Here is a 15,327-nt window from a genome sequence, read left to right on the forward strand (position 1 = left end):
GTCGATTGCATCACTTGCGTCAACCGCGTGCGACGGCGTCCCACGCACGCTTCAGACGGCGAGCCGCCTCCTCGGCGCTCTGTTCTCCTAGCATCGAGTAGGACACGCGCAACGTGTCGCACTCCGGATCGGATGCATAGAAGGCCTTGCCGGGCACGAACACGACCTTTTCGCGGATGGCCGCTTCGAGCACCTGTTCCGCCGGGATCTGCCGCGCGAAGCGGCACCACAGGAACATCCCGCCTTCAGGTTCGTTGAACGACAGCTCGTCGCCGAATGAGTCGCGCAATGCCGCCGTCAGCGCATCGCGTCGCGTGCGATAGGCGGCTCGCAGCACGTCGATGCGGGACGCCATGCGGCCCGACGCGAGATATCGCGCGACGATGTCCTGCGTAAGCGTCGACGTGTGCAGGTCGAAAGCCTGCTTGGCGACGGCCATCGGCGGACGAAGCGCAGGGGGTGGCACGATCCAGCCGACCCGCACGCCCGGCGAGAAGACCTTCGAGAAAGTGGACAGGTAGCACACGTTGTGATTGCCGCCCGGTTGCTGCGATGCGATCGACAGCAGGCTCGGAATTGCCTCGCCGCTGAAGCGCAACTGGCCGTAGGGATCGTCCTCGATGATCGCGCAACCATGACGCTGCGCGAGTTCGACGAGCCGGACACGCTGCGGCAGCGGCATGGTGTAGCCGGTCGGATTCGCGAAATTCGGCGTCAGATAGATCGCCTTGACGCCGCCGCGCTTCAGTTCGCGCTCGAGCTGCTCGAGATCGAGCCCGTCCGGGCCGCCGCGGATGCCGTCGATCTGCGCGCCGATGAACTGGAATACCTGGAGTGCGGCGACATAGGTCGGCCGTTCGACGAGTACGCGATCGCCCTGGTCGAACAGCACGCGTGCAACAAGATCGAGACCTTGCTGCGACCCGGATGTGATCAGCATCGATTCCGGCGAAGCCGGTAGGCCGAGCGCGGCGGCCCACTCGCTGATCCGTTGCCGCAAGCCGGGTTCGCCTTCGGTGAGACCGTACTGGAAGAGGTCGCGGTGCTCGTTGCCCATGATGGCGCCGAGTGTGTCGTCGATGCCGTCCATGTCGAACAGATCGGAAGCGGGGATGCCGCCGGCCAGCGAGATCACGTCCGGATTCTTGCTGAACTCCAGCAGCTCACGCACTGCGGAGGACTTGATGCCGCGCGCGCGCATGGCCAGCACGATGTCGTTCATGGGGTGCCTGTTTTCGAAAACGTCGGCGAGTTCGGCCGCCGGAAGTTAAAAAGGCCGGCAGGTTCGTCGAACCAGCCAGCGCAGGGGAAACGCGTCGCGGCGAATCGCGCGCGCAGCACGATTGCCGTCGATCAATCGAACATGCGCCAGCCGTCTTCCTGGTGGACGAGGAACAGGCCCATCGTGCGTCGCGTCGACGTACACCGTTCGATCGCATGCAGGTTCTTGCTCTGGAACAGCGTCAATTGACCGGGTTGTGGCTTCAGCACGATCTTCGCGGCCTTTTCAAGCGCTGCGATGGCACCCGTTTCACGATATTCGCCGTTCATCCGGTCCAGTGCGGCGCGGGACTCCGGTCGGTTGTTCCACATCACCATGCCTGCGTCGTTGTCGGCGCCCTGAATGGTCAGGAAGCCCCCGAGCTGCCGCGCAAACGATCGCTTCAGCGGCCAGTTCGCGACGTCGCGCCCGTAGCTCACGTCATCGCAGTGCGGCGCGAAGTTGAACGGTGCTTCGAATGGTTCGTACACGCGTCGCGTCGCGAGCAGGAACTCGACTTCGTAGTCGTGCCCGATCGTCAGCGGCTTCGCGTCCAGCGCATCGGAAAACAGGCGCACGAATCGGGTCGTGCGCAGACCGTCGTTCACGCGACACGCGATTCCGAAGTACTCGGCCGCCTTCGAAACGAGGTTGTCCCCCTGTTCGCGCTGGAGCTGGCCGAGCGTGACCGAGGTGGCGACGATACCCGCGTGGTGCGCGTTCTTCGTAAACGGCGAGCTCGAGAAGCCTTCGTCGTCCCACCAGGCGTCGCGCTCGCCGTCGGGCACGATGTTCATGACGATCGCGTCGGCCTCATCCGCATCGAGTGCGTGAACCGCCGAGACGACGGTCATGCTCTCGGCGCGCGGAGGCGTACCGAAACGCATGAGTTGAGCTGAGTAGGTAGTCTGCATGATCCCTCCACATGTGCGGATGATTAGGATTGCGGGATAAGGCAGTCGCCTTTGCCCAATTCGGACAATGCCGGTTGCCTCAATACACGGTAAAGCTCCGCGGGCTTCGGCTCGGATTCGGATCGCCGGTACTTCGGAAACAGCAACAGGCCGCTCGTGCCGGCGACGAGCGGCGCGCCGTCTCGCGTGCCGAGGCGCTCGCCCGCGCGTATCGGCTGGAAATTGCGCAAGCCTGCATCGAGCCTGACCGCGCCGTCCGGATAGGGAACGATGTGCGCCCACGTATAGATCGGATTCGTGCACGCATCGACCGGCGGCAGCGAAGCGCCGTGCACGAATTCGCTGACAGTGGTGATCGCATCGAGGCAAACACGTACGCCGGCGGCGATCTGATAGAGGCCGAAGCCCTTCTGGCCGAGCTCGATGCTCAGCGCGACGCCGTCGGCCCGCTGGATGAATTCGTCCGATGTGCAGCCGCCCGCGGACGCGGCGGAAAACGGTCTGCCCCAATGCGTCACAACCGGCGTGTCCGGTGCGATCGCGTGCGCCAGTTGAAGGCTCGCCGGCTCGTAGTTGAAGACAAAGAACGGCGCTTCCGACGGCTCGATCGTCTGATGAAGATCGACGCAGAAGCGGGCGCGCATCATCATCGGCTCCATCTCGCGAGCGCGCCGATCGTCAGCCGTGTCGCGTCCGGCGCGGCCGAACGTGCGGTTCAGGTCCCGTTCGACAAAACGCGTGCCTTGCCGCGCTGCGTCGACGTTGCCGAGCAGGAAGCCGATCGACGACGGCGGCGCCAGCACGCCGGCGTCCACGTAGCGGCAAAGCGCATTGAGCACGGGCAGTCCCGCATATTCGTTGCCGTGCGTCAGCGCGATGAACAGCAGGTCGAACCGCTCCCCTTGCGTTGCGCTCGCGTGCGGCGGATGGATCACGAAGCCGAAACGCTCGACACGCTCGACGCGCGCGCGACCGATCCTGCTCGACGCCGCGAACCGTTCGAACGTCGCGATCTCGGCGTCGAGCCGGCTGCGCGCGGCATCGACGCCTGCGGTTGGCGCGATGGTCGCCATCAGTGAAACATCCGCCATTGACTGTCGTGCCAGACGAGGAACGATCCGAGCGTTCGGCGCACGGTCGTGCATTGCTCGACCGCGTGCATGACGCGCGTGTTGAGTATGTTGAGCTGTCCGGGTCGTCCGTTGATGGTGACGCTGCGCACGTGATCCAGCCGGTCGATGCGCCGGGTTTGCGCGAATTCGCTCATCAGTTCGTCGAGTTCGGTGCGCGTCTCGGGCCGGTAGTCCCACATGACGAGGCCGGCGCTGTTTTCCGCGTCCTGCACGGACAGGAAGAGCGAGATCTGGTCGTAGCCTTCGTCGTAACCGTCCTGGATTGGCCAGTTCAGCGGTTCGCGGCCGAAGTGGATCGCATCGCAATGCGGCGGCACGCTGTAGAGCCCGTTGGTCACCGGCTGGTATTCCCGTTTGGACACGAGCGGGAGTTCGCCCCAGTCACCGACCTGAACCGCCCCCGCGCCCAGCTCGCGGACGCACAGTTTGACGAATTCCGTATCGCGCAGCGCCGCGTTGGTGCGGCCTGCATACGAGAAGTAGTCGATCAGGCCTGGGATCAACTGCCCCTTGACCAGACGCTGTGTCGGTCCGATCGCCAACCCCGACTTGCCGGCGCCGGCGAAGCTCTGGTGCTGCGTGACGGGCGGGAAGGCGGGATCGTCCCACCATCGGTCGAGCTCGTTCGGGTCGACCAGATCGACAAGGACGGCTGCGGCCTTGCGATCGCGAATGAGCAAAGCGGCGTCGGCTAGCGAGAGATCGGCGCGCTCGACCTGCTTTTCGAAATCGTAGATTTCGGCGCGATAGTGCTTGTTCAAAGCGAATTCCTCCGAAGAGAAGACGGTTCCGGATGGCGATCCCGGGACTACCGTGCGGCGACGCTCACGGATTCGAGCAGTTTTTCGCTGAAGACGCGAAGACACGGGTATTCGAACAGCAGGCGCACCGGCACGTCGTGGCCGAGCTGCTGTTCGAGCTGGGTGCTCACCAGCGCGGCGGAAATCGACGAGCCGCCGATCATGAAGAAATCGTCGTCAGGCGTCACGGCGTCGCGGCCAAGGACGCTCGCCACAACGGACGCAACGACCTGGTCGACGCGCCGGACATGAGGGATCTCGATAGGTTGGATCATGGGCTTGAACCGGTCGAATGACGAACGGCGCGCCGCGCCGTTCGCCGGTTTCATGGTCGCGGATGGGGGTGGTCAGGCGTAGGACGGTTGCTGCGCGAAGCTGACGCCGCGTGCGTTGCGCTCGACCCTGCGGTTGTGCCCGAATCGATCCTCGCCGGATACGAGCACGACGCCGAACTTGTCGAGCGAGATCTTGCTGCCGTATTCGTCGACGGTATCGGTCCCCGGGTACACCTTGACCGCGGCCGGCACGTAGCGGCTTGCGTATCCGAGCCGGGTCTGGTCGACCGTGGAGTTCGGGAACGACGAGTGCATCAGCGTCGACCAGAAGATCACGAACTGGCCAGGCTTCATCACGATTGACACGGCCTTGCTCTCGTCGGGCTTCCAGTCAGGATCCTTCTGCAGGCTGCGATAGTCGTAGCCGAAGAAGCCGCGCTTGATGCCGTCCTTCTCGAGAACGTTGATGTTGGACGGATCGAATTGCATCTTCTTCGATTCGTCATAAAACATCTCTTCGTGCGTGCCCGGCACGAACCGCAGGCAGCCGTTTTCCTCGTTCGCGTCGGTCAGGGCCGTCCATACCGTGATCGCGCCACCGAACCGCTGGTCGCCCGGCCACACGATTTGCGGCTGCCCCGACGCATGCGCGAACGTGTCGGCCTGGTGCCAGTCGGTCCCTTCGTCGCCGGGATATTTCGGGAACATCTCCGAGCGCCAGCAGATTACGTCGGGGCCGAGAATCGAGTTGAGTCGCTGGACGATTTCCTGCCGGCCGATATGTTCACTGAGTAGATTGACGTCGAGGTGGCGATCGTAATTGGCGATCGGGCTCGTTGCCGGCAGGTCGTAGACCGCGTGTTCGCGATCGAACAGCTGGGCACGAATGGTTTTGTAACGCTCCCGCGCTTCCTCCGGCGAATAGAGGGTGAATGGGCCGATGTAGCCTTGCGCGCGAAAGGTGGCGATCTGCTCGGGCGTCAGTCGAAAGTTTTGCATGGAAGTGCTCCTGGTCGAATCGATGAAATGCGTCCGCTTCGAATGGACAAAGCGGTGTTCGGGAAGTGACGGACGCGCTTACGCGAGTTCGGCGGCCGCTGCTTCGTAGATGCCGGCCCAGCCGTCAACCGTGGGCGCGGCCATCAGCTTGCTGGTCGGCACCCGTACCTGCAGCCGGGTTTCGATCTGGATCTGCAGTTCGACGATCGTCAACGAGCTGGCGCCACGGTTGAAGAAATCCTCGTCGCCGCGCAGGTCGGCGAAGCCAAGCGTGTCCCGGCAGGTCAAGGCGATCATGTCGGGGATGGCAATCTTTTCAGTCATATGTTCTCCAGATTTTCAGATGGGACTTGCGAGTCGGAACCGATCGACCTTGCCGTTCGCGTTGACCGGAAGTTCGGCACACACGGCGATGGCGTCGGGAATCATGAAGCCGGGCACCAGCTTGCGCAGTTCACTGCGTATGAACGCCGACATGTTGTCGCGCTGCTCGTTGGTCTGGACCGTGGCGACCAGCGACTTTTCGCCGTTCCGGTCTTCGCGGACCTGGACGACGCATTCCTCGACACACGGCAAGCGCGAGACGAGTTGCTGCACCTCGTCGAGGCTGACGCGGTAGCCTCGGATCTTCGTAAGCCGGTCTCGCCGACCGATGAATTCGAGCGTGCCGTCCGTACGGCGCCGGACGATGTCGCCGGTGCGGTAGAGCAGGCCGGCCCCCAACGGATCCGGTACGAAAGACGCGCGTGTCGCGTCGGGTCGGTTCAGATAGCCGAGTGCGACGCCGTCGCCGCCGGCGTAGAGTTCTCCTTCCTGCCCGTCGGGAACGGCCGCGAGATCGCCATCGCCGCGGGCGACGAGCACCGACGTGCCGGTCACGGGCCTGCCGATCGGGACGGTGCCGTCGGGCCGGTTGTCGCGGGTCATCACGTGGCAACAGGTGAACGTCGTGTTTTCGGTCGGGCCGTATCCGTTGACGACGGTGATGCCGGGGAAGGCATCGAGAACGGCGTTGACCGCGTCCGCCTGCAGGACGTCGCCGCCCGCGAGCAGGACACGCAGGCCGGTCAGCATGGTCGGATAGCGGCGTACGACCAGATGAAACAGCGCAGCGGTCAGCCACATCACGCTGACGCGCTCGTCGCGAATCAGCAGTGAAACGAGGTTCGGATCGAAGATCGCGCTGTCGTACACCACGAGACGCGCGCCATTGAGCAGTGCGCCCCAGATCTCGAACGTCGACGCATCGAAGGTGATTGGGGACAGCAGCAGGAACGTGTCGTCCGGCTGGATCGCGATGTAGTTCGGTCGGTCTACGAGCCGCACGACGCCGCGATGCGGAACGACGACCCCTTTCGGCTTGCCGGTGCTTCCGGACGTAAACATCACGTAGGCCGGTGCGTCGCCGCCGTGCGAAGCGACAGGCGGCGGCTCATCGCCCGGTCCGTCGCCCGGTCCGTCGGCCGGGAGATCGGCGATATGCAGGACCGACAGTTCCAGATCGCGCAGCGTGTCGTCGCCGGCGGCGGCGATCGCGTGCCGCGCCGCGCTGTCGCGTGCGTATGCGTGCTTGACTGTCTCCGGATAGTTCGGATCGAGCGGGACGAAGACCGCACCGAGCTTGACGATCGCCAGCATCGCGATCACGGCGTTCGCGCAGCGCGGCAGCATCAGCAGCACGGATGCGCCCTGCGTGACGCCTTGCCGCGCAAGCACCGCGGCAAGGCGGTTCGCGCACCGGTCGAGTTCGCGGTAGGTGAGGGGCGCCGCGTGCTGCGTTCCTGCCAGTGCGATGCGCTCCGGCGTACGGCGCACCCGCTCGGCGAAACGGCCGTCGATGGTCGAGAGGTTCATTGGACAGGTTCCGATCGGTTGGCTTGCGTTCCGAAGAATTGCAGCAGCGTGTCCGTCATGGCCGGCGGAGCGCGACACAGCTCATAGTGGTCGCCATCGAACTCGTGTACGCCTGTCGCGTCCGGCAGGTGCGACACGATGATGTGCGCGCTTTCCGGGAGTACCTGCCGATCGCTTCGCGTCGCGATCACGAGCGTCGGCTGCGTCACAGTTGCGGCTTCGTCGAGGAAATCGGTGCGCCGGTATGCCACGTAGTTCAGCCCGTAGCGGTGCAGGTGCGCCGCGCTCGAGAACGGCACCGAGATGAACGAGTGGAATTCGGATTGGGGCGCGCCGCGGCTGGACGAGATCTTGTCGAACAGCATGCCGGCCATTTCCTTGCTCGCCGCCGCGACGGGAAGGAGCGCGTCCACTTCGCGCTGGAAACTGCTCGGCGGACAGACCGACGGCTTCAGCATGAATTCACCGCACACCAGCGCGAGCCGGCGCACGCTGTCCGGGTAGCGGGCGGCGGCCAGCAGGCCGACGCCGGCGCCGGAGCAGTAGCCGATCACGTCGATCGAGCCGGCGTAACCGACGCAGTCGTTAGCATGCGCGGCGACCGTTACGAAATCGCGCACGTGATATTCGACGTCGAATGCGTCGTCTCTCGCGTCGTCCTGCAGGTCGAGCACGAACCGCGATTCCCACGTGATCACGTTGAAATGCGGCTCGAGCGAGTCACACAGTCGTTCAGCCATCGCATGACGCACGCCGAACGGCAAGACGAGCATCAGGTTGCGCCGGCCGGTCGAGCGCTTCGTATGAAACACTCGCAGGGGCCGACCGTCGAAGGCAGGAATGGTCTCTTGCTGCATGGCGCGATATCGTATTGAAGGGACGTTGGGACCGGAGCCGGCCGTGCGATCCGGCCTGATCTCAACTCGGCGTGGTCGTGCGCGGGCAGTCGACACCCAGCGCCGCGCAGGTGATTTCGTCGATCTCGATCCAGCACGCGAACACCGGCTTCCCGTCGACGATCTGCGGCGGCGCGGCACGGTGCGCGTGAACGTTCAGACGCATCAGCAGCCGTTCGACGCCGAGCGGCGACACCGTGATGAGGCGCCGAACGCCGTTGGACCGCGCGAACCGGACCACGTCCGCGAGCAATGTGCGGGTGTTCGCATGGGCGCGCCGCAGGGCGATGGAATCGGCGCCGAGGATGCATGATGAAAAGCGGGAGAGTTCCCAGATATGGGGCGAATCCGGAATCGGCACCGTGCCCATCAGCCCGGGGAAAATCTCGCTCAACAGGTACGGCCGATTCGTCGGTAGCAGGCGGGCGCACGAACAGATGGCGCCGCTTTCATCGCGACCGAAAATATAGATTGTGTCCGCTCGATCGAATTGATCGAACTCCTGCTGATTGGCTACCGGAAGCTGCCAGCCGAGCTTCTCGATGAATATGGCGTGTCGGTACGATGCGAGTGCCGCAAGGTTCGAAGGGGACAGTTGTGACGCGTTTCCGATAGTGGTCTTGTGCATGCGTGAACTCCAATGGACGTACGCATTAAATGCGAAATGGAGGGCGCGTCGAAACTGCAATTTGTTACAGGACCGGCAAGGCCAGATGCGCGTGGACACCGGCAGTCCACGGCAGCGTATTGATCCATTTCTCGAGCAGGGATCGGGTGTGTTCGGGGCCGACATCGTAGCCTCGTGCGCAGACGATCATCACGTTGGTGGTGACGCTGTTCGGAAACATGCGGCAAGTTCGGTCGCGAGTCGTCAACCACGACCAGCCAAAGGTGATCGGCGGTCTCCAGTTGGTATCGATCCATTCGCAATGGCCTGCGTGGCATGCGGGCAGGCCGAGATCCCATGCGTCGCTCAGTACGCCTTCGTCGCGTGCGGCATAGAGCAGGCCGAGCGTAATCGATGCGAGCTGTGTGATGGTCACGCGGACGTATCCGTCGTGGGAAGACGTGTCGAAGAATGCCGGCATCGCATGTCCGTCGGATTTCAGGTCCAAGAGCAATCTCCTTGCTTGGCGTGTGCGCCGGTCGATGCACGCATGGCGCGCGAACGCTGACCGTTACCTTCAAACACGGACGGACGACTGGCCGGCCAGCGTCGCCGTGGCTCGTCGGAAGCAGAAAGGCATCGATGCGGAGCGAATCGGCCGCGCGACAGGAAGTAGCCGTTGGCGCGACGATGTGCGGTGTGATGCCGGAGGTGATCCGGCTGAATCGCAGTGATCCGGACAGGATTAGTTCGGACACCAAAGGTGCAATGATGGCTCGACATCCGCGACGATGTAGCTGCGCGGACTCGATGCCGTGAATGAGTTTGGCAGACATTCTGCGGCCATCGGTGGCGGCGCACAATCGCTTTCATCCTGCAAAAAGCTACAGCTGACGATCGGTGCAGGATATCTGCATCATCGCGACAGACGTATTGGCCAGCCACGTGATGGCATGGGCTGACGCGGGCACTAACAACCCGGTGGACCGCGGCGAAGCGACAAAGGGAGCGTGGCGTGATCGACGTAGCGGATATTGAAGTACGAGATTTTGATAGCGCCGACATCGACGGCTTCATAGCGTACTGGTACGACGGCGGCGACGACCATCTGATCGAAATGGGCGTCGATCCGGCGCGGCTGCCCGGCCGCCGGCAGATGCGCGACATGCTTGCGCTCAATATCGAGCGTGACAGGAGTGACGGCGTGCCGCGCAACGCGATCCTCAGCGTCGCGCTGAAAGGACAGACCGTCGGCGTGCACGAACTCACGCATCTGGAACCGCGCGCCGGGGCGGCGCCAGGACGGTACGTCAGCGGCGTCATGCATGCGCATATCTGGAGCCCGGAGCATCGGCGACTCGGCATCGGTATCGTGTCGTACGTGAAGGCGATGGGGGCGTTTTTTACGCGCTTCTCGCTCGATTCGATCCGGTTCGAGTCGCCGGCCGACAACGTGGGTGCCAATCGGGTCAAGACACGGCTCGGCATCGCTGCGCAGGGAGAGGGCGTGTTCGATCTGCCGATCCTGCGCACGCCGCTGCGTACGGTCAGGTATAGCGTGACGCCGGATCAGCTTCCGTCCATCACCGCGCGCATGGAAGCGTTGTGGGAAGCCCGCCGGCACGGCGGCTTGGCTGCGTCGCGCGAGCGGCCAGCGCGTGCGCGATCGACGAACCCAATCTCGACCCGAATGCCATGACCGCGGCCGCAGCGTTGAAAGTCTTCTTGCCGGTCCGCGCGCCGCGCATCCGGCTCGTGTGCTGCTCTTACGCGGGCGGCAACGCGTCTGCGTACGCCAATTGGCATGCGTGGTTGCCGGACGACGTCGAAGTGTGTGCGGTCGAATTGCCCGGGCGCGGCGCACGGCTGCGCGAGCCGCCGTTGCGGACGATGAGCGCGCTCGCCGACCATGTCATGGCAAGTCTGCTGCCAATCGCCGACTCGGGCGTCGTGCTGTTCGGACACAGCATGGGCGGCGCGCTGGCGCTTGAGCTGGCGAACCGGCTCGCCGATCTCGGCGTACCTCCGGCCGCGCTTGCGGTGTCCGGATGCGCAGCGCCGCATTTACCGTCGCGACGCCGGCGCCGGCTGCACGATCTGCCGCGCGACGAGCTGGTGCGGGAATTGAATCTACTGGAAGGTCTGCCCGCCGGGATGCTGGATGCCGATGCCTTCATCGATCTGTTCCTGCCGACGATTCGTGCGGACCTCGAGTGCCGGGAAACCTGGCGTGCGGCGATTCGAGCGATGCCGGTCCCGATCCATGTGCTCGCCGGCGCCGACGATGCATTGGTCGCACTCGACGATCTGGGCGAGTGGCAACGGTATTCGTCGTTGCCGGTCAGCGTGCGGGTGTTCGGCGGCGAGCATTTCTTTATCGATTCGCATCGCGCGGCGGTGCTGGCGCATTTGTGCGACATCGTCGCGGAACCGTCGGCGGTGCGGTGAAACGCGCAGCGGCGTCGAGCGCAGAACGAACGGCCTAGAAGACTAACCAGGAGAGGACAAGTGGAGATCACCCAGGCGGCATCCCCGGTCATCGGGAGACATGCGGTTAGGACGCCGGAGGATTTTAGAAACATGCCCGAAGAATACCGGACGCTCGCCACGCATCTGATGATGGTGCATACGGAGGGTGAACTGACCGGAGCGGACGACTACACGCAGGTGTTCTACAACCTTGCGCCGAATGCCTACGAGAAATTTGTCTGTTGCGAACGCGCGGCCGAGGAAGTGCACCACTACGAACTGAGTGCCCAGGTGCTGGCGGACCTGAACGTCGATGCGAGCGGGATGCTGACGCAGCATTTCCAGACGCGTCCGTATTATGCGAACGAACTGGTTCGCGGGGTGCGGAACTGGATGGAACGCGGCATCTTCTCGTTCCTGGGCGAGGCGGTCGTGCTCGAGCATCTGCTTGAGTTTCAGGAATCGAGCTACGCGCCGTTCAGCGAGATTTTCGTCAAGCAGATCATCAAGGACGAACACGTGCACGTCGCGCACGGGTTCCGCATCATTCGTGACGCATGCGCGTCCGACGCGGGGCGGCACCAGGCCCAGCAGGCGCTCGATCGTCTGTGGCCGCATGTTCTTGGGCTGTTCGGTCGCGACGAGTCGAAGCGGTCCGCGTTGTACGTGAAGTGGGGGCTGCGCAAGACGACGAACGGCGAGCTGCGACGCCATTTCGTCAGCAAGATACTGCCGAAACTGGCCGCGCTCGGGCTCGTGGTGCCGGAGATGGCGTTCCGCAACGGGGCGTTGTCATGATTGACGCACGCGACATCAAGGCTCGGCGCAAGGGGCTGATCGCCGAACGGCTGCCGGCGCTGCTCGAACAGGATCCGGCGCTGGCCGTCCGTTTCAACGAAGTCCGGCGTTTTTCGTCGCTGGTCCGCGCATCGGAGTATCACTTGACCAATGCGTGCAACATCCGCTGCAAGGGCTGCTGGTTCTTCGAGTTCGGTCATGATCAGCAGTCGCAGGAGGTGAAGTCGATCGAGCAATGGCGAGTGTTCGCCGCCGCCGAGCGCAAACGGCGCGTGAACTGCGCGCTGTTGATCGGCGGCGAGCCGACGCTGTTTCGCGATCGGATCGAGGCGTTCGTCGACGAAATGCGCTACGTGTCGATCTCGACGAACGGCCTGAAGCCGCTGCCGAATATTCCGCCGTTCGAGCGCGTGACGGTGTTCATCTCGCTGTTCGGCGGCGGCCCGCTCGACGATGCGCTTCGCGCGATCCGGCCGGGCGGCAGCCGGTTCGAAGGGCTGTTCGAAGCCGCGCTCGACAACTATCGGGACGATCCGCGCGCCACCTTCGTATTTGCAGTGACGGAAGACGGCATCGGCTATATCGAACCGACGGTGCGACGCATTCGCGACAACGGCAACGTCGTCACGTTCAACTTCTACAGCAGGTACGACACAGGTCATCCGTTGCGAATGGAAAACGGTCGGCGCCTGCTGGCGGAAATGTTGCGCGTCGCGCGCGCATATCCGGACACGGTGCTGAACCATCCCGCGCACATCGAGGCGATCGTCACCGGCCGCGCATGGTGCGGCGAGTTTGGCTATGACGTGTGCCCGAGTGTGAGTCAGGACCATCCGGGCAATGCGGGACGGTTGATGAACGGCAACGCGGTGCTGCCGATGTTCAACACGTGGAAGCCGGATCTCCGGACCGTCGAACTTTGCTGCACGTCCGGGCATTGCGCCGATTGCCGCGACAGCCAGGCCGTCTATAGCTGGCTGATGGTGAGCCTCGACAAGTCGCTCGACAACGTCGAATCGCTGCGGAACTGGGTCGGCGTCGCGGAGTGCTACTGGAAGCAGTTCATCTGGTCGCCGTATCGCGACGCGTCCCGGGCCGATTGTCCGGACGATGCCGTAACGCCGCCGGCTCGAACGCCAGCCTTGCGGCATGAGGAAGCGCGATGACGGCGTCCGGCGCCGGCTGGGCCGCCGGAGCGCTCGACATTCCCGGGCCGGCTGACGAGCGCGCGGCGTGGCAGGCTTGCCTCGGCGCGATGCCGATCATCGACCACCTGGGCGGGGCGCTCGACCTGGCGGACCCGCGCATCGTGCGGCTGGCGCTGGCGACCCGCACGCAAGCGCACGAGGGCGGACTCGGCACGGACGCGCTCAACGGCGCGATCATCGCGGGCCTGCTCGATTGCGCGATGTCGGTTACCGGCATCCTGCATTTGCGGGGCCGCACCTGCGGTACCGTCCAGATGTCCATCCAGTTCATGAAGCCGGTTCGCACGGCCCACCCGGTCGTCGAATGCGTGGCGGTGCGCCGGTCGTCGAGCGTCGTGTTCGTCGAGGCGCGGCTGACCGAAGGGCGGGGCCGCTGCAGCGTGCTGGCGACCGGCGTGGTCGGGGCGGCCACGCTCGCGCGGTGCGCGTCCGGACGCGATGGTCGCAGCAACTGGTCGGAACGGGCAGCGCTTACTGCGCTGCCCGAGCAGGATCAGGCTGCTGCCTGACCGGTACTCATTGCGATGCTGGCTGCAAGCGGCCTGCGAAAACGGAGTGTTCCCATGCTCGAGAAGTCATTTCCCGAATCATTCGATCTCATCGCGGCATTCGATGCCGTGCGCGAGCTGTGGTCGCCCAGGATCGTCGCGCGCTTTAACGACCAATACCTGAAGGTCGCGAAGCTCCACGGCGAACTCGTTTGGCACAAGCATGCCGACGAGGACGAACTGTTTTATGTGGTGCGCGGGCATCTGCAGATGCAATACGAGGGCGGCCGCACGGTGGAGCTGGCCGAAGGCGCGATGCATGTCGTGCCGAGGAACACGATGCACAATCCGCTGGCGGTCGACGAGTGCTGGGTCGTGCTCATCGAGACCGTGACGACAAAGCATACGGGTGACGTCGAGTCGCCGCGGACGAAGTCGATCGCCGAACAGCTCGAGTAGCCGCGGCGTCGCTGTCAGGCCAGTGAGCTGCCCTCCGGTTTTCGTGACTTCCAGACAGCCCGACAGGCGGGCACGAGGTCCTCAATCCCGGAGAACGTTGGCCACCGGATGTCCTTAGGGGAATGCGCTGGAGAGCAGGGTATGCGCGTTCATGTCCCTGGTGTCACGTGGGTCGCTGCCGGCTCCGGCCCGGCGTCAGCCGATTCGGTCTTCACGTGTCCGCCGCGCGCTCGATGGCCGGTTTCCGGCGAGCAAATTGCCACTACCGCTCGTCAATGGGCGAAACCGCGGGGCGAGAATCGGCCTTATTACGACCAGCCACCCGTCACCATGACATCCTCCGACGTGATCATGCGGCTGTCGTCGGCCGCGAGGAAGAGCGCCATGCGCGCGAGATCGCCGGGCTCCATTTCCTCGTCGATGCACTGGCCGCGTCGTATCTCTTCGCGGCCTTCGTCGGTGAGCCACAGGTTGCGCTGCTTCTCAGTCAACACCCAGCCCGGCACGAGCGTGTTCACGCGGATCCCATACGCGCCGAGGTCCTTGGCGAACCCGCGCGTCAGGCCCTGGACTGCTGCCTTGCTCATTGCGTAAACCGGGAACTGGCTGCTCTTGAGCATCCAGCAATGCGAGCCGAGATTAATGATCGAGCCCGCGCGTGCGGCCTTCATATCCTCGACCACGGCTTGCACTGCGAACAACTGATGCCGCACATTAACTGCAACGGCAGCATCGAACGACTCGGGCGTAACGTCGGCGAGCGCGTGGCGGCGATCGTTCGCCGCGTTGTTCACGAGCACCTCGATCGGTCCGAATGCGGCCCGCACTTCGGCGATGGCCGCGTGCAACGCGGGAATGTCGGTGACGTCGCAGGCGACGAAGAGCGGTTTATGGCGCGCGTTACCGAGCGATTCGGCAAGCGCTGTTCCGGCGTTCGCGTCGATGTCGAGAAAGCCCACACGTGCGCCTTGCGCAACGAAGTGCTCGACGAACGAAGCGCCAATGCCACTCGCGCCGCCCGTAATGAGCACGACCCGGTCTACCAGACTGGGATAGCTCGCGTAACGTGCTTGTCCCGAAGATTTTTCGCTAGAAGTTGCCATTCACATCCCGTATTGATTGATCGCTACGACGACGAAACCGACTGTGCGCCATGCAGGTTTTCT

At 64.1% G+C, this 15,327-nt stretch carries 18 protein-coding genes; 6 read left to right on the plus strand and 12 right to left on the minus strand.

The genetic code is table 11. The features are described from left to right. Positions 1 to 19: 19 nt before the first annotated feature. The 11 genes from BTH42_RS26695 to BTH42_RS26745 all read right to left on the minus strand — a co-directional run bounded on the left by BTH42_RS26695 (position 20) and on the right by BTH42_RS26745 (position 9,247). Positions 20 to 1,222 carry a PLP-dependent aminotransferase family protein gene (locus tag BTH42_RS26695; RefSeq protein WP_075304172.1) on the minus strand — a complete coding sequence of 401 codons (1,203 nt, stop codon included), beginning with the start codon at positions 1,220 to 1,222 and terminating at the stop codon, positions 20 to 22. A gap of 131 nt (positions 1,223 to 1,353) precedes the next feature. After that, the gene (locus BTH42_RS26700; RefSeq protein WP_075304173.1) at positions 1,354 to 2,175 is read right to left on the minus strand and encodes a hypothetical protein; all 822 of its coding nucleotides are present in this window, start codon (positions 2,173 to 2,175) and stop codon (positions 1,354 to 1,356) included. A gap of 23 nt (positions 2,176 to 2,198) precedes the next feature. Then, positions 2,199 to 3,266: a succinylglutamate desuccinylase/aspartoacylase family protein gene (locus BTH42_RS26705; RefSeq protein ID WP_256702296.1), complete on the minus strand. Its 1,068-nt coding sequence runs from the start codon at positions 3,264 to 3,266 to the stop codon at positions 2,199 to 2,201. Continuing rightward, positions 3,248 to 4,174 (minus strand): hypothetical protein, encoded by a 927-nt coding sequence (locus BTH42_RS26710; protein WP_256702297.1) that lies wholly within the window; start codon positions 4,172 to 4,174, stop codon positions 3,248 to 3,250. The genes BTH42_RS26705 and BTH42_RS26710 overlap by 19 nt, the downstream gene beginning before the upstream one ends. Continuing rightward, positions 4,117 to 4,437 (minus strand): acyl carrier protein, encoded by a 321-nt coding sequence (locus BTH42_RS26715; protein WP_256702298.1) that lies wholly within the window; start codon positions 4,435 to 4,437, stop codon positions 4,117 to 4,119. The genes BTH42_RS26710 and BTH42_RS26715 overlap by 58 nt, the downstream gene beginning before the upstream one ends. Before the next feature lie 18 nt (positions 4,438 to 4,455). Then, on the minus strand, positions 4,456 to 5,382 hold the full coding sequence (locus BTH42_RS26720; RefSeq protein WP_075304176.1) for a chlorinating enzyme: 927 nt from the start codon (positions 5,380 to 5,382) through the stop codon (positions 4,456 to 4,458). Positions 5,383 to 5,460: 78 nt separating this feature from the next. Continuing rightward, positions 5,461 to 5,706: an acyl carrier protein gene (locus tag BTH42_RS26725; RefSeq protein WP_075304177.1), complete on the minus strand. Its 246-nt coding sequence runs from the start codon at positions 5,704 to 5,706 to the stop codon at positions 5,461 to 5,463. 15 nt (positions 5,707 to 5,721) lie between these two features. Further along, positions 5,722 to 7,236, minus strand: coding sequence for an amino acid adenylation domain-containing protein (locus BTH42_RS26730; protein ID WP_075304178.1), 1,515 nt, complete (start codon positions 7,234 to 7,236; stop codon positions 5,722 to 5,724). Next, positions 7,233 to 8,189 (minus strand): alpha/beta fold hydrolase, encoded by a 957-nt coding sequence (locus tag BTH42_RS26735; RefSeq protein ID WP_256702299.1) that lies wholly within the window; start codon positions 8,187 to 8,189, stop codon positions 7,233 to 7,235. The genes BTH42_RS26730 and BTH42_RS26735 overlap by 4 nt, the downstream gene beginning before the upstream one ends. After that, a complete protein-coding gene (locus BTH42_RS26740; protein ID WP_075304180.1) occupies positions 8,155 to 8,760 on the minus strand; it encodes an acyl-homoserine-lactone synthase in 606 nt (201 codons plus the stop codon). The genes BTH42_RS26735 and BTH42_RS26740 overlap by 35 nt, the downstream gene beginning before the upstream one ends. Positions 8,761 to 8,824: 64 nt before the next feature. Beyond that, positions 8,825 to 9,247, minus strand: coding sequence for a DUF4902 domain-containing protein (locus BTH42_RS26745; protein WP_075304181.1), 423 nt, complete (start codon positions 9,245 to 9,247; stop codon positions 8,825 to 8,827). 507 nt (positions 9,248 to 9,754) lie between these two features. Here BTH42_RS26745 and BTH42_RS26750 point away from each other — a divergent pair. From BTH42_RS26750 to BTH42_RS26775, 6 genes are all read left to right on the plus strand, one after another. Beyond that, a complete protein-coding gene (locus BTH42_RS26750) occupies positions 9,755 to 10,438 on the plus strand; it encodes a hypothetical protein (protein ID WP_143752218.1) in 684 nt (227 codons plus the stop codon). Further along, positions 10,435 to 11,187, plus strand: coding sequence for a thioesterase II family protein (locus BTH42_RS26755; RefSeq protein ID WP_256702301.1), 753 nt, complete (start codon positions 10,435 to 10,437; stop codon positions 11,185 to 11,187). The genes BTH42_RS26750 and BTH42_RS26755 overlap by 4 nt, the downstream gene beginning before the upstream one ends. A gap of 132 nt (positions 11,188 to 11,319) precedes the next feature. Beyond that, positions 11,320 to 12,006: a Phenylacetic acid catabolic protein gene (locus BTH42_RS26760; protein ID WP_075304182.1), complete on the plus strand. Its 687-nt coding sequence runs from the start codon at positions 11,320 to 11,322 to the stop codon at positions 12,004 to 12,006. Beyond that, complete coding sequence (locus BTH42_RS26765; protein WP_075304183.1) at positions 12,003 to 13,172, plus strand: radical SAM protein; 1,170 nt, start codon at positions 12,003 to 12,005, stop codon at positions 13,170 to 13,172. Before BTH42_RS26760 ends, BTH42_RS26765 begins: the two co-directional genes overlap by 4 nt. Then, on the plus strand, positions 13,169 to 13,723 hold the full coding sequence (locus tag BTH42_RS26770; protein WP_075304184.1) for a PaaI family thioesterase: 555 nt from the start codon (positions 13,169 to 13,171) through the stop codon (positions 13,721 to 13,723). The genes BTH42_RS26765 and BTH42_RS26770 overlap by 4 nt, the downstream gene beginning before the upstream one ends. Before the next feature lie 54 nt (positions 13,724 to 13,777). Next, a complete protein-coding gene (locus tag BTH42_RS26775) occupies positions 13,778 to 14,161 on the plus strand; it encodes a cupin domain-containing protein (protein ID WP_075304185.1) in 384 nt (127 codons plus the stop codon). 308 nt (positions 14,162 to 14,469) lie between these two features. Here BTH42_RS26775 and BTH42_RS26780 read toward each other — a convergent pair whose 3' ends face one another. Then, positions 14,470 to 15,264 carry an SDR family NAD(P)-dependent oxidoreductase gene (locus tag BTH42_RS26780; protein ID WP_075304186.1) on the minus strand — a complete coding sequence of 265 codons (795 nt, stop codon included), beginning with the start codon at positions 15,262 to 15,264 and terminating at the stop codon, positions 14,470 to 14,472. Positions 15,265 to 15,327 lie beyond the last annotated feature (63 nt).

It is taken from the genome of Burkholderia sp. SRS-W-2-2016 (genome assembly GCF_001931485.1).
In the GTDB taxonomy this organism is placed as follows: domain Bacteria; phylum Pseudomonadota; class Gammaproteobacteria; order Burkholderiales; family Burkholderiaceae; genus Paraburkholderia.

Excerpts from the sequence above, each read along its gene's own strand:
- BTH42_RS26720 (WP_075304176.1), bottom strand. The coding sequence starts at position 5,382 with ATGCAAAACTTTCGACTGACGCCCGAGCAGATCGCCACCTTTCGCGCG.
- BTH42_RS26780 (WP_075304186.1), bottom strand. The coding sequence starts at position 15,264 with ATGGCAACTTCTAGCGAAAAATCTTCGGGACAAGCACGTTACGCGAGC.
- BTH42_RS26725 (WP_075304177.1), bottom strand. The coding sequence starts at position 5,706 with ATGACTGAAAAGATTGCCATCCCCGACATGATCGCCTTGACCTGCCGG.
- BTH42_RS26705 (WP_256702296.1), bottom strand. The coding sequence starts at position 3,266 with ATGGCGGATGTTTCACTGATGGCGACCATCGCGCCAACCGCAGGCGTC.
- BTH42_RS26770 (WP_075304184.1), top strand. The coding sequence starts at position 13,169 with ATGACGGCGTCCGGCGCCGGCTGGGCCGCCGGAGCGCTCGACATTCCC.
- BTH42_RS26740 (WP_075304180.1), bottom strand. The coding sequence starts at position 8,760 with ATGCACAAGACCACTATCGGAAACGCGTCACAACTGTCCCCTTCGAAC.
- BTH42_RS26695 (WP_075304172.1), bottom strand. The coding sequence starts at position 1,222 with ATGAACGACATCGTGCTGGCCATGCGCGCGCGCGGCATCAAGTCCTCC.
- BTH42_RS26765 (WP_075304183.1), top strand. The coding sequence starts at position 12,003 with ATGATTGACGCACGCGACATCAAGGCTCGGCGCAAGGGGCTGATCGCC.
- BTH42_RS26760 (WP_075304182.1), top strand. The coding sequence starts at position 11,320 with ATGCCCGAAGAATACCGGACGCTCGCCACGCATCTGATGATGGTGCAT.
- BTH42_RS26715 (WP_256702298.1), bottom strand. The coding sequence starts at position 4,437 with ATGAAACCGGCGAACGGCGCGGCGCGCCGTTCGTCATTCGACCGGTTC.
- BTH42_RS26700 (WP_075304173.1), bottom strand. The coding sequence starts at position 2,175 with ATGCAGACTACCTACTCAGCTCAACTCATGCGTTTCGGTACGCCTCCG.
- BTH42_RS26730 (WP_075304178.1), bottom strand. The coding sequence starts at position 7,236 with ATGAACCTCTCGACCATCGACGGCCGTTTCGCCGAGCGGGTGCGCCGT.
- BTH42_RS26775 (WP_075304185.1), top strand. The coding sequence starts at position 13,778 with ATGCTCGAGAAGTCATTTCCCGAATCATTCGATCTCATCGCGGCATTC.
- BTH42_RS26755 (WP_256702301.1), top strand. The coding sequence starts at position 10,435 with ATGACCGCGGCCGCAGCGTTGAAAGTCTTCTTGCCGGTCCGCGCGCCG.